At 48.5% G+C, this 13546-nt stretch carries 13 protein-coding genes and 1 tRNA gene; 9 read left to right on the forward strand and 5 right to left on the reverse strand.

Annotation, left to right across the window (positions count from 1 at the left end):
* Positions 1–140: 140 nt before the first annotated feature.
* Complete coding sequence (gene groL, locus C7120_RS11325) at positions 141–1760, reverse strand: chaperonin GroEL (protein WP_107621777.1); 1620 nt, start codon at positions 1758–1760, stop codon at positions 141–143.
* Between the two features lie 48 nt (positions 1761–1808).
* On the reverse strand, positions 1809–2078 hold the full coding sequence (locus C7120_RS11330; RefSeq protein ID WP_107621950.1) for a co-chaperone GroES: 270 nt from the start codon (positions 2076–2078) through the stop codon (positions 1809–1811).
* A gap of 207 nt (positions 2079–2285) precedes the next feature.
* Between C7120_RS11330 and C7120_RS11335 the strand changes: the two genes are divergently transcribed.
* Entirely contained in the window at positions 2286–3581 is a 1296-nt protein-coding gene (locus C7120_RS11335; RefSeq protein WP_107621778.1) for a threonine/serine exporter ThrE family protein, read from the forward strand.
* A 38-nt stretch (positions 3582–3619) separates the two neighbouring features.
* Here the strand turns inward: C7120_RS11335 and axeA1 are convergent, their stop codons facing one another.
* Entirely contained in the window at positions 3620–5029 is a 1410-nt protein-coding gene (axeA1, locus tag C7120_RS11340) for an acetylxylan esterase AxeA1 (protein ID WP_107621951.1), read from the reverse strand.
* A 126-nt stretch (positions 5030–5155) separates the two neighbouring features.
* Positions 5156–5881 carry an SDR family oxidoreductase gene (locus C7120_RS11345; RefSeq protein WP_107621779.1) on the reverse strand — a complete coding sequence of 242 codons (726 nt, stop codon included), beginning with the start codon at positions 5879–5881 and terminating at the stop codon, positions 5156–5158.
* A gap of 112 nt (positions 5882–5993) precedes the next feature.
* Here C7120_RS11345 and sppA point away from each other — a divergent pair, with 112 nt between their 5' ends.
* The 7 genes from sppA to tatC all read left to right on the forward strand — a co-directional run bounded on the left by sppA (position 5994) and on the right by tatC (position 12144).
* A complete protein-coding gene (sppA, locus tag C7120_RS11350; RefSeq protein WP_107621780.1) occupies positions 5994–7766 on the forward strand; it encodes a signal peptide peptidase SppA in 1773 nt (590 codons plus the stop codon).
* Between the two features lie 3 nt (positions 7767–7769).
* Complete coding sequence (gene lpxK / locus C7120_RS11355) at positions 7770–8945, forward strand: tetraacyldisaccharide 4'-kinase (protein WP_107621781.1); 1176 nt, start codon at positions 7770–7772, stop codon at positions 8943–8945.
* On the forward strand, positions 8830–9639 hold the full coding sequence (locus tag C7120_RS11360; protein ID WP_107621782.1) for a purine-nucleoside phosphorylase: 810 nt from the start codon (positions 8830–8832) through the stop codon (positions 9637–9639). Before lpxK ends, C7120_RS11360 begins: the two co-directional genes overlap by 116 nt.
* Before the next feature lie 16 nt (positions 9640–9655).
* The gene (gene thiL, locus C7120_RS11365; protein WP_107621783.1) at positions 9656–10768 is read left to right on the forward strand and encodes a thiamine-phosphate kinase; all 1113 of its coding nucleotides are present in this window, start codon (positions 9656–9658) and stop codon (positions 10766–10768) included.
* A gap of 149 nt (positions 10769–10917) precedes the next feature.
* A tRNA-Phe gene (locus C7120_RS11370) sits at positions 10918–10990 on the forward strand.
* A gap of 160 nt (positions 10991–11150) precedes the next feature.
* Positions 11151–11351 (forward strand): twin-arginine translocase TatA/TatE family subunit, encoded by a 201-nt coding sequence (locus C7120_RS11375; RefSeq protein WP_107621784.1) that lies wholly within the window; start codon positions 11151–11153, stop codon positions 11349–11351.
* Between the two features lie 19 nt (positions 11352–11370).
* Entirely contained in the window at positions 11371–12144 is a 774-nt protein-coding gene (gene tatC / locus C7120_RS11380; protein WP_107621785.1) for a twin-arginine translocase subunit TatC, read from the forward strand.
* An 8-nt stretch (positions 12145–12152) separates the two neighbouring features.
* Here the strand turns inward: tatC and tsaA are convergent, their stop codons facing one another.
* Complete coding sequence (gene tsaA, locus C7120_RS11385; protein WP_107621786.1) at positions 12153–12845, reverse strand: tRNA (N6-threonylcarbamoyladenosine(37)-N6)-methyltransferase TrmO; 693 nt, start codon at positions 12843–12845, stop codon at positions 12153–12155.
* 79 nt (positions 12846–12924) lie between these two features.
* Here tsaA and C7120_RS11390 point away from each other — a divergent pair, with 79 nt between their 5' ends.
* On the forward strand, positions 12925–13428 hold the full coding sequence (locus C7120_RS11390) for a pyridoxamine 5'-phosphate oxidase family protein (RefSeq protein WP_107621787.1): 504 nt from the start codon (positions 12925–12927) through the stop codon (positions 13426–13428).
* Positions 13429–13546: the final 118 nt, after the last annotated feature.

Raw genomic sequence — 13546 nt, forward strand, 5'->3', positions numbered from 1 at the left:
TTTTTTTAAAAGAAAGGATGTCGACTAAAGCCTATTTGGTTAATCCTGGCATGAAAATCTCCATGCCTTATATGAAAAACAGAAGAGGACAAGCTTTTATAGCTTATCCTCTTCATAATTATCAACTTAGTAATTCCCAATTACATCATACCTGGCTGTGGAGGCATTGCCGGAGCCTGTTCCTCTGGCTTGTCGACAATCAGGCACTCGGTTGTCAGGAACATACCCGCGATGGAAGCGGCATTCTCAAGAGCCACACGGGCAACCTTAGCCGGATCAATAACACCCGCAGCGCGAAGATCCTCATAGGAATCCGTACGGGCATTATAGCCATAATCTCCTTGTCCCTCGCGCACCTTATTGACAACAACAGCACCTTCATCACCGGCGTTCTCGACAATCTGGCGAAGCGGCTCCTCTATGGCGCGCTCTACGATGTTGATACCCGTCTGCTCGTCAGCATTATCGCCTTTGATATCCTTCAATGCTTCCTGGGCGCGGATGTAAGTGATACCACCACCAACAACAACGCCTTCCTCGATCGCCGCACGGGTTGCGCAAAGAGCATCATCGACGCGGTCTTTCTTCTCCTTCATCTCAACCTCGGAATTAGCACCCACATAGAGTACTGCTACGCCGCCGGCGAGCTTGGCAAGGCGCTCCTGAAGCTTCTCCTTATCATAGGAACTCTTCGTGTTGGAAATCTCATTCTTGATCTGCGCGATACGCTCCTTGATGTTCTCTTTCGAACCGTTGCCGTTTACTATCGTGGTATTATCCTTTGTAACATTAACCTTATCTGCCGTTCCGAGCATTTCGAGGGTTGTCTGCTCGAGCTTCAGACCCTTGTCCTCGCTGATGACTACACCACCGGTAAGCACCGCGATGTCCTCCAGCATGGCCTTACGACGATCGCCAAAGCCCGGAGCCTTGACGGCACAAATCTTCAAACCGCCACGCAGACGATTGACAACCAAGGTTGTCAAGGCCTCTGAATCCACATCTTCCGCAATCACCAACAATGGACGACCGCTCTCTGCGGCAGGCTGCAAGATAGGCAGGAAATCCTTCAGATTTGAAATCTTCTTATCATAAATGAGAATATAAGGACTCTCCATTACACATTCCATCTTATCAGCATCCGTCATAAAATAAGGAGAAAGATAGCCGCGGTCGAACTGCATACCCTCTACGACACCGATTGATGTATCACGACTCTTACTTTCCTCAATAGTGATAACGCCATCTTTAGAGACTTTGCGCATAGCATCAGCAAGCAACTTACCGATTTCGGGATCGTTGTTGGCTGATACGGTAGCCACCTGCTCAATCTTGTCGTAATTGTCGCCTACCACCTCGGCATGCTCCTTGATATACTCAACAACTTTGTTGACGGCCTTGTCGATGCCACGCTTCAGATCCATGGGATTGGCTCCTGCCGTTACATTCTTCAAGCCTTCGCTCACAATGGCCTGAGCAAGAATGGTTGCGGTGGTCGTTCCGTCGCCGGCATCATCACCCGTCTTGCTGGCAACACTCTTAACAAGCTGGGCTCCGGTATTCTCGAATTTATCTTCAAGCTCTACCTCCTTGGCAACGGTAACACCGTCCTTGGTAATCTGAGGAGCCCCGAATTTCTTCTCGAGGACTACATTTCGGCCTTTGGGACCGAGAGTTACCTTTACTGCATTTGCCAACTGATCTACGCCCTGCTTCAACAAGTCGCGAGCTTCTGTGTCGAATTTGATTATCTTTGCCATAATTCTTTATTAACTTTAAGATTTAACCAATTTAATTCTTTTTGAGTATTATTCAACCACTGCGAGTACATCGCTCTGACGCATCATCAGATACTTCTCGCCCTCATTCTCAATTTCCGTACCCGCATACTTGCCATAAAGCACGGTATTGCCTTCTTTCAGGACCATGGGGTCATCCTTGGTTCCACCACCAACGGCAACAACCATACCACGCTGTGGCTTTTCCTTAGCCGTGTCCGGGATAATGATTCCACCTACTTTCTCTTCTGCTTGTGCTGGAAGCACCAGTACTCTGTCTGCTAATGGTTTAATTTTCATAATTCGTATGTTTTTAAGTTTGAATTCTCGAAATTTCACCTTTCCATATGCGAAAAGTGTGCCAAAAACGGCAAGTGCCACATGTGTCAGTCTGATATATGTCAAATATGTCAGTAATCCATAAAAAAAACAATCAACTAAAATTGCTCTCCTCGATAAAATATCGTAACTTTGACCGCGTCAAGACAACTTTACGAAACAGAATATATGGACGAAAAGGATATTCATCAGGATTTAAAAGCAAAGACCATCTTTCTTGCGGAATACGCAGCTACTCTTGAAGCGGTTGGTGCACAGTCATCAAGAATACAATACAACACGGTTCGCATTGCCAAGTCATGGGGGCTATGGTGCAACCTGCTGATGCTTCCGCAGACCATCGATGTAACATTGCATGATGAAGGCCGCGAACACTCTTACACCTATGTGAAGAAAACCCCGTCCCTGCCCCTGAACTTCAAGATCAACATGAAGCTCTCCCATCTTTCCTGGAGCGCCTTTGACAAGAAACTTCCATTGAATGCCCTTTGGGAAGAATTCCACAAAATCATCAGCGAACCTCGGGAGAACGCATGGACGGTTCTCATTCTCGTCGCTTTTGCCAACGCCTGTTTCTGTCGCCTTTTTGATGGAAACTATACATCAATGGCCATCGTGTGGTGCGCTACTTTCGTTGGATTTTTCATCAAACAACAACTGATCCGGCGCCAGATTAACGAGTTGGCCGTATTCGTCATATGCTCCTTTATATCCACAATGATCGGCGCAACCGACTTTCTCTACATCCACGGAGGCACGGAAGACATGTCGCTGGCCACCTCCATGTTGTATCTCGTTCCCGGAGTACCTATTATCAATGGCGTAATGGATATCCTGGACCGGCATGTACTGAGCGGTATGGCCCGACTCATCAACGCCTGTATGCTGATTGTCTGCATTGCCATAGGCCTCACACTCACCGTAGTGCTGCTCAAGGTAGATCCCGACAACTTCACAAAGGTGATTCGCTCAGACATCGTATCGGCATCGATAGCCGACGGATTATTCGCGGCCGTCGCGGGTACAGGCTTTGCCATCATTTCCAATCCACCGCGCAAAGCACTGCTCATCACGGCCTTCTTGGCATGCATTGGGCACGCCGTGAGATATTTCCTCATGCACGACCCCCTGCTGATGCTTGATCAAGTTACAGCCTCAACTTGCGCGGGACTCATCATCGGATTGCTCGCCGTACCAGCGGCCATGACCATTCATTATCCAGCTGAAGGCTTCGCCTTTCCGGCCTTGCTGCCTATGGTACCGGGCATGTTTGCTTATAAGGCTGTGTGCGACCTTATCAATATTGTGCAACTGCCCACTTCCTATACGATGGAACATGTGGCGAAGTTCTCCCATAACTCCACCCTCGCGATTCTGGTCATGTTCGGAATGGTAGCCGGGTGCGTTATCCCGATTTTCATTTTCCACAAACAGTCATATCAGGTTACGCGAAGAGAAAAGTAAAAGGCCAGCCAGCACACAGCCAGCAAGCCTCCCTTCCCTTACTTCCGAATGGCTTCTGCCACCTTTCGGGCTATGACGGCTGCTCCTTTCTTATTAGGATGGACGCCATCATCGCTCATAAGTTCCTTGTGATTCAGTTCTTCACGGAAATCGAGAACCTGGAGTTTATTCTTCTTGGCCACATTATTAATAATAGGAATGATTTCTTTTTCTATGACTTCATTATTAATCGACCGCTCGTTTTCAACTTTGCCAACCACGACAAGAGGTCGTACAAGATAAACCTCGGGATGCGCGGGAAGTGCCTTTAACTGGTCAATCATAGACTGCAAGTCTTTCTGGAACTCATCTTTGTACTTCCAATTGATGGCCTTGGAATCGTTGGTGCCAAGCTTGATAACCGCAATATTGGGATTGAAAGCCAAGGCATCTTTCCAGGCCAACTCGCTTACATATGGCAAATTTCCTTTCCTTAGAAGAGTCCGGGCGCTCACTCCATAGTTTTTTACATTATATTCCGGGCCCAGGATGCGTTGCAACTGGGCAGGATAGCCATCATGGTCTTTCAGGTCGATGGTCATCCCATCCGTAATGCTGTTTCCTATACAAGCCACCCGGAGGGCGTCGCGCTTAGGACTGGGAAGCTGGTCAAGCCAGTCATGCAAATCGCGCAACATTTGCTCATGATACTTAAACTTTGGATTAGAGCCGAACCCATGGCCGCCACTGGGATAGATGTACATCGCACAGTCATTGCCCGCTCTGCGCATGGCCGCATAATATGCCACGGCGTTGGTTACCGGAGGCACAGCTTCATCATCGTTTGCAAGAAGCAGGATTGCAGGAGGAGTGAGATGCCCTTGCACATGCTTTTCATTCGAGTATTCGTAGATAAGGGTCTCGTCTTTCTCTCCGTCCCGGCCGAGCAGATTGCGTGTAGAGCCAGCATGCCCCGCTTTAGGGTTCATTGAAATTACGGGATAGAACAAGATTGAGAAGTTCGGACGATGCGCAAAGTCAGCGTGCGTGGAAACCGTTGATGCCAGATGACCACCGGCTGAAGACCCCATGATGCCTACATCATAGGGATTCACATGCCATTGGACAGCACTGTCGCGCACCATCTTTATTGCCTTTTCGGCATCAGAGAATGGAAGGGCGCGATTTCCATGGGGCATACGGTAGTTCAGCACAAAGCACGCAATGCCCTGCGAGTTGAAAAACTCAGAAAATCCCGTTCCCTCAAGCTCGGTGGCCACAATCCAATATGCCCCTCCGGGACAAATCACGACAGCCCTACCCGTGGCTTTTTCTGCAGCAGGAAGAAAACAGATCATACGGGCCTTGCCGTCTTCAGATACCGTTACCGTAAACTTTCTGCCTATAGACTGTGCTTCCAAATTCATGGCAAGCATTGCCATCAAAATCATTAAAAATGTCTTTTTCATGTTTGTCTGCATTATATGATTTTTTCATTGATATCAACCCGATTTGTAAAAGACGGCCTTTTACTCGCCTTTTAACGGCTAAAAGCTCACCTTCTAACGGCTTTTTACCCGCCTTTTAACGGCCTTTTACTTTCCCAGATCCAATCTGCGCCATAACGCGTTGGGAATCAGGCGCCAAAAGAAAACCACAAGTTTGTATCTCCAATCGATTATACAGATGTGCTTTTTCGCGTAAACGGCTCTCACGATGGCTTTTGCCGTTCGCGTCTTATCCAACAGCATAGGATAATCAGAGCCCTCGATAAGGGGCGTCGCAACAAATCCCGGGCGGATATCTGTAAAACGAATTTTAAGCCCGCGCTTGTTGGACAACTGCTCCAAGGCTTGGATATAGGTGTTCTGGAACGCTTTCGTGGCACTATAGGAAGGAGCGGGGCCCAATCCCTTGGTGCCCGCAATCGAGGAAATCACCGCGATATGGCCGCCTCGATTCACGGCCATGTAATTAAAGGCGGCGTCAAGCATGCGCGTAAACCCCAGCACATTGGTGTTCACCGTGTCGTCTTCGACTTTGGAATCCAGCCCCTCATTCTGCTTTCCAATCCCCGACGCATGAAAATAGAGGTCAACACCGCCCATTCGGCCTATCAGGCTCAGCAACCGTTCAGGAGCTGTCTCCTGCGTGATGTCGCAAACCTCCACCTCTACTTTTGAAGGCTTTTCAGCCTTCAATTCCAACAAAGCCTCTTCGCGCCGAGCCATGATGCCTATCTGCCAGCCATCGTCAAGCAAAAGCCGAGCCACCTCTCTTCCTATTCCCGACGACGCACCTACTATTATTGCCTGTCTCATATTCAGCAAAATTAATAAAAATAGCTCATACAAAAAATAAAATCAAGATGAATATTTGTTTTTTCAAGCGAATTATCTTATTTTTGCACATGAAACTTTACATCTCAAACAAATGAAAGAATTTATTAAGCATGTCTTGGCCACGATTGTGGGCGTGTTTCTGTTTGGCATCATTATCGTAGCCATTGGCGCCATGAGTATTGTGGGAATGATTTCCGCAAGCCAAGCTACAAAGAATGTTGAAGAGAACTCCGTACTGGTTATCAACCTGTCAGGAGTAATGGATGAGCAATCCAATGGAAACTTCATAAACAACTTGATGGGAGCAAATGCCGGCACGGAAGGCCTCCAAGAGACCCTGAACGCAATCAGGAAGGCCAAGAACAACGACGATGTGAAGGGCATCTACATGGAGGCAGGAGCCTTCAGCACGGATTTCGCAAGCGCGCAAGAGTTGCGCGAGACTCTCTCCGACTTCAAGAAAAGCGGGAAATGGATCATTGCTTATGCCGATAGCTATACTCAAGGTGCCTACTATCTGGCATCTGTCGCCAACAAGGTCTATATCAATCCGGCGGGTATGCTTGACTGGCATGGACTCGGCTCAAATCCAATCTTCGTGAAAGACCTGCTTGCCAAGTTCGGCATTCAGATGCAAGTAGTCAAGGTGGGCAAATATAAGAGTGCCCCAGAAATGTTTACTGAAGACAGGATGAGCGATTTTAGCCGCCAACAGACCCAAGCCTACATCGATGGAATATGGAGCAACATGTGTCAAGGAGTTGCCGACAGTCGCAAAGTCTCGATAGCCCGGCTCAATCAGTATGCCGACGGCCTCATCACTTTCAACGACGCAAGAGACCTCGTCAAGAAAAAACTTGTCGATGGATTGCTTTATGCCGATCAGGTCAAGACCGAAGTCAAGAGACTCTTGAAACTTGAAGAAGATGAAAGCATCCACCAGATCAGCGTTGCCGACATGCAGAATGTGAAGGAGAAAACGAAAGATGGAGAGCAAATCGCAATATACTACGCCTATGGCGACATTGTCGACACCCCGCTTGAAGGAGGCCTCTTCAATTCCTCACACATGATTGTGGGCAACGATGTATGCAAGGATATGGAAGCCTTGATGAACGACGACGATGTGAAAGCCGTGGTTCTCCGTATCAATTCCGGCGGCGGAAGTGCCTACGCATCAGAGCAGATGTGGCACCAGCTCTCTCTTCTGAAACAGAAGAAACCTGTCGTTGTGTCAATGGGGGGAATGGCTGCCTCTGGCGGATATTACATGAGTTGTAACGCCAACTGGATTGTCGCAGAGCCCACAACACTCACCGGAAGCATCGGCATATTCGGCATGATTCCTGATCGCAGCCAGTTGCTCACCCAGAAGCTTGGCATCAAATTTGACGAAATAAAGACCAATAAGAATGCCACGATGGGAACTTCCGCCCGTCCGATGAACGCAGAGGAACTTGCGTACATCGCCCAATACATCAATCGTGGATACAATTTGTTCCGCAAGCGTGTAGCCGACGGTCGCAAACTAACCATCGCCCAGACTGAAGCCATAGCCCAAGGACATGTGTTCTTAGGACAGGATGCGCTGAAAATTAGGCTCGTAGACGAATTGGGGGGACTCGACAAGGCTATCGCCAAAGCCGCGAAACTGGCAAAGCTCGACGAATACTATACCAGCGACTACCCCGGGAAATCCGACTTCTTCGACCAGTTGCTGGCCGCGACGGAGGCTGGGAACTATCTTGACGAACAGCTAAGACTGGGTCTCGGAGAATATTATGAGCCCTTCTTGCTGCTCAAATCAATGAACCAGCAGAACATGATTCAGGCCCGTCTGCCGTTTTTCCTGAATATAAAATAAATAATGAGAACCGAAGGAGATTTCATCCACATCAATGAATGGCTGATTCCGCTTAGCTGGCTCTATGGCATTGGGGTGAAATTCAGAAACTGGCTCTTCGATGTCGGAATATTAAAGTCGAAAGCTTTTGATGTTCCTTTAATCTCCGTGGGTAATATTACGGTCGGCGGTTCAGGAAAGACCCCCCATGTGGAGTATCTCATCCGCTTGCTGAAGGACAATATGAAAGTTGCCACCCTCTCACGAGGCTACAAACGCAAGACAAAGGGATATATTCTTGCCGACAACGATTCCACCGTACAAGAGATTGGAGACGAACCTTATCAGATGAAGCAAAAGTTCCCTGACATCTATGTTGCCGTCGACGAGAAGCGCACTCGGGGAATTGAAAGCCTGACCGTTGACAGCGCAACGGACGATGTAGACGCCATCTTATTGGACGATGCCTTTCAGCATCGATATGTAAAACCGGGAATCAACATCCTTCTCGTGGATTACCACCGACTCATTATCTACGACAAGTTGCTGCCAGCAGGAAGGCTGAGAGAACCTCTGAAAGGGAAAAACCGCGCCGATATCGTTATCGTAACAAAATGTCCGAAGGATTTAAAACCTATGGAATTCCGGGTTTTGACAAAGGCCATGAAGCTCTATCCGTATCAGGACTTATTCTTTAGCACTATTGATTACGACAACCCCTACGGTGTCTTCAACGGAGCAGAACTGTCCAAAGAGGATATCGCAGATAAAAATGTGCTGCTGCTAACGGGTATCGCCTCTCCTAAACAGATAATTATCGATCTGGAATCCTACTGCAAATCAATAACCCCCATCAACCTGAGAGACCACCGGCAGTTCTCGACGAAAGATATCGAAAGGGTTAATGAGACATACAAAAGCCTGCCGGAACCTCGCGTGATTCTAACGACAGAAAAAGATGCCACCCGTCTCCAAGGAATAAAAGGCCTTGACGAAGACATTAAAAAGAATATATATGCCCTTCCTATTCATATCCGCTTCATGCTGAATGAGGAAGAAAGGTTCAATGATAAAATAATAAGTTATGTACGAAAAAATTCAAGAAACAGCATCCTGGTTAAAGGAAAGGATGACCACAACACCCCAAACGGCAATCATACTGGGAACAGGCCTGGGACAATTAGCTTCCGAGATAACTGATTCCTATAGTTTTCCATATAGTGAGATTCCCAATTTCCCCGTATCCACAGTGGAGGGCCATGCCGGCAAACTTATCTTCGGTAAGCTCGGAGGCAAGGACATCATGGCTATGGAAGGCCGTTTCCACTATTACGAAGGCTACAATATGAAGGAAGTTACATTTCCGGAACGCGTCATGTATGAATTGGGCATCAAGACTCTTTTCGTCTCGAATGCCGCAGGAGGAATGAATCCGGAATTCAAAATCGGCGACCTCATGGTTATCGACGACCATATCAATTTCTTCCCCGAGCATCCGCTGAGAGGCAAGAATTTCCCTACCGGTCCACGCTTTCCCGACATGCACGAGGCTTACAATAAAGCTCTGCGTGACGAAGCAGACCTGATTGCCCGGGAAAAAGGCATCCGCATCGTGCATGGCACATATGTAGGCGTTCAAGGCCCAACTTTCGAGACCCCGAAGGAATATCGCATGTATCATATCCTCGGAGGCGACGCCGTCGGCATGAGCACGGTTCCCGAAGTAATCGTAGCCTGCCATTGCGGTATCAAAGTGTTCGGTATCAGCGTGATTACCGACCTCGGCGGTTTCGACAATCCGGTCAAGGTTAGCCATGAAGAGGTACAGGAAGCTGCCAATGATGCTCAGCCCTTGATGACGGAAATCATGCGCGAGATGATCAAACGCTCATAAAAACGACCACTTCAGAATGACAGATATATCGAAACTGGGCGAGTTTGGCCTTATTCACCGACTCACCAAAGACATCAAATCACAAAACGCCTCGACACACTATGGCGTAGGCGACGATTGCGCGGTACTTCACTATCCCGATAGTGAAGTACTTATTACAAGCGACATGCTCATGGAAGGCGTACATTTCGACCTTACCTATATTACCATGGAGCAGTTGGGATACAAGGCAGCAATGGTGAACATCAGCGATATCTTCGCCATGAACGGCGACCCCAGGCAGCTGATCGTAAGCATCGCCGTCGACAAGCGCTTCAGCGTGGAGAACATCGACGAGTTCTATAAAGGACTCCGTGAGGCTTGTGAGAAATGGGGCGTAGACATCGTCGGCGGCGACACGACCTCTACCCGGACAGGCCTGGCCATCAGCATCACCTGCATCGGCGAGGCTGCAAAGGAGAACATCGTCTATCGCAACGGAGCCAAAGAGACCGACATCATCTGTGTAAGCGGAGACCTCGGCGCCGCATACATGGGCCTGCAACTGCTTGAGCGCGAGAAGAACGTCTACTACGAACAATACGACGCCCTCACCAAAAAAGTTAAAGAAGCAAAGAAATCAGGCAATCAGGAAAACCTGGCAGCCCTGAACAACGACCTCAAGGCACTCAACGACTTTCGACCCGACTTTGCCGGACGCGAGTATCTGCTCGACAGGCAAATCAAGCCCGAGGCCCGAGGGGATGTTATCCGGCAACTGAGAGACGCCAACATCCGCCCCACTGCCATGATGGACATCTCCGACGGGCTAAGCAGCGAACTCCTGCACATCTGTCATCAAAGTCATTGCGGCTGCCGCATCTACGAGAAAAACATCCCGATAGATTACCAGACGGCCGTAATGGCGGAAGAGATGAACCTGAATGTAACGACCTGCGCCCTAAACGGAGGAGAAGATTACGAGCTCCTCTTCACCGTTCCCATCGGCGACCACGACAAGATCGAGGCCATGGAGGGCGTCAAGCAAATCGGCTACATCACCAAGGAAAGCCTCGGAGCCATGCTCATTACCCGTGATAACAACGAGTTTGAGATTACCGCCCAAGGATGGAATCCATTGAGAGAATAGGAAGGTAAAGGGAATATGTCCCCTGCGATTCTTAGCCACATCTTCCCGGAAGATTTGTTAACGAACTTTAAACTATAGTGTTTTTTGGGCATTTCGTTCTTGATTCCCGGAAGAAAGTGTTACCTTTGCATCCGCAACTAAAGAAGCATGGTGCCTTAGCTCAGGTGGTAGAGCAATGGACTGAAAATCCATGTGTCCTTGGTTCAACTCCAAGAGGCACCACTCCTCCTTTCATTTGTCCGGTTCTCTGATGAGGCCGGACTTTTTCATAGGGTATGTTTTAAACAAGCCACAGTTTTTGCCATCTTCTTGCTTTTTATTCTAAAAAGTTGTATATTTGTACCGATATAACGATTAAGAACCATCAATAACAACATTGGCTATGAATATCGGAGCTCCTGAAATCCTGCTTCTCGCACTGGTAATACTACTCTTCTTCGGAGGAAAGAAAATCCCGGAACTGATGAAAGGACTGGGAAAGGGCGTGAAAAGCTTCAAGGACGGCATGAGCGGCCTGGAGAACGACCTCAATCCCGACAAGAAGGAAGAGCAGGTCAAACAGGAAGAGGAGAAGAAAGAGTAAATCTCCCCGGCAAGACAATATGGGCGATCAACAGGACCTGAGTTTCTGGGAGCATCTGGATGTATTGCGAAGCTGCATTATCAAGATGCTCATAGTAACCGTTGCATGCGGTGTTATCGCTTTCTGCCTGAAAGAAACGCTTTTCGAAATTGTTCTTGCTCCCAAGGATGCCGACTTCATCACATACAGGGTCTTGCGGCTTAAACCCTTTGAAATCCAGCTCGTCAACATCGGACTTACGGAGCAATTCATGGTGCATATGAAGACTGCGCTGCTCTTCGGCATCCTCTGCGCCTCCCCCTATATCATCTATCTGCTCTACAAATTCATATCCCCTGCCCTCTATGAGAGGGAAAAACACTATGGCGTCCGCATTGTCGGAGGAGGATATGTCATGTTCATGATCGGAATACTGGCTGACTATTTCCTCATCTTCCCGCTCACGCTGAGGTTTCTGGGAACCTATCAGGTCAGCAGTGATGTCCACACCATGCTCTCCTTGCAGTCATACATGAATACGCTGTTCATGATGAGCCTTGTTTTCGGAATTGTCTTCGAGATACCCGTCATATCATGGTTGCTGGCTCTTTTCGGCGTTCTGAAGGCAGATGGGATGCGTTGCTACCGCAAGCATGCCATTGTGGCCATACTGTTCGTAGCCGCTATCATTACTCCCACCTCTGATGCTTTCACGCTCATCATAGTGTCGCTTCCCATATGGCTTTTATACGAAATGAGCATATGGATCGTGCAAGGCGTGAGCCCGAAAACAATACCAGACAAAACTAACTAATGTCTTCTTCACGGCTTTTCCCGACCCAACGCCGCAACCTCTATCACAACCAGCTTCCCCTCTCTTACCTGAAAACGAATATCCCGCTTGCCAAAAGGCATTCCGTAGACCCTTTCCGGGTCGTCCTGATAATGCGGACGGGGATCCAGTTCCAGCGTTTTCCGCAAAGCCTCAAGCTCTTTGCGGGCAAACCCGGACGCGATTCTGTCAGGAATCTCAACCTGCAACCGCTGAATCCGGTGATCATCTACAAAGCCGCTCCGTGCATCTGGATGGCTGTCGGCATAGACAATGTAAGGCTTGATATCATAAATCGGAGTCCCGTCCATCAAGTCTGCCCCCAACACCTTTATCACTGCTCCCCGCGGCGTATCATAGTCAATCCCACTAAGCCTCACACACGAGAGCCCCAAAGGATTGGGGCGAAAGGGAGAACGGGTGGCAAAAACACCCAACTTGACATTTCCGCCCAACAACGGAGGGCGCACCACAGGGCTCGCCGAGCCACGCCTATTGGCAGAAAACTCCCAGATCAGCCACAGATAATCAAACCTTTCAAGACCCCGCAAGGCATCCGCCTGGCGATAGTCAGGCTCAAACACGATTTCTCCCTCCAGCTCTTCAACCAGACCGCTTTGCTTGGGAATGCCGAACTTGGAGGTAAAAGGAGAAACAAAACGCGCTATCGGATGAATTTCCATATCGATATCTTTGAGGACAAAAATAACAAAAAAAATCCGATATTTTTGTATCTTTGCAGAAAATCTCTGTTTAGAATCTATGATATACGATAATTCCGAAGTGCGCAGACAGGACAGGCTGTTGGACGAGAAACGGGCCATGGAACTGCTCAAGAACAATGAATACGGCTTTCTCTCCATGATTTCCGAAGTAAATGAACCGTATGGAATCCCCGTCAACTATGTCTGGGACGGACGGGAAAGCATCTATATACACTGCGCTCCGGAAGGAAAAAAGCTGCGCGCCTTAAGGAAAAGCCCCAAGGTGAGTTTCTGCCTCATCGGAAATGTGCGCCTTATGCCCGGCATGTTTACCACGGAATATGAGAGTGTCATTTTCGAAGGAACGGCCCATCTGGACCTGCCGGACTACGAGAAGATGGATGCCCTGCACTTGATGATAGACAAACTTTCGGCTGATTTTAAAGAGTTAGGGGACAAATATGCCCACAAAAGTTTCCATAGAGTAGAGATTATCCGCATCAACTTGATGAAATTCAGCGGCAAACGCAAGCATGTACGCGCCACGAGACCCAATTATTAAGCCTCTGCCCTGCCGTACATAACACGGAGGACAACAACGGACAATCTCCTGTCAGGCAGTCCGCCATACAGTCATAGGCAGACAGCGGGACGCCTGTTTACGGTTCCAACAGAAATTA

The sequence above is a fragment of the Prevotella sp. oral taxon 376 genome (assembly GCF_003043945.1).
In the GTDB taxonomy this organism is placed as follows: domain Bacteria; phylum Bacteroidota; class Bacteroidia; order Bacteroidales; family Bacteroidaceae; genus Prevotella.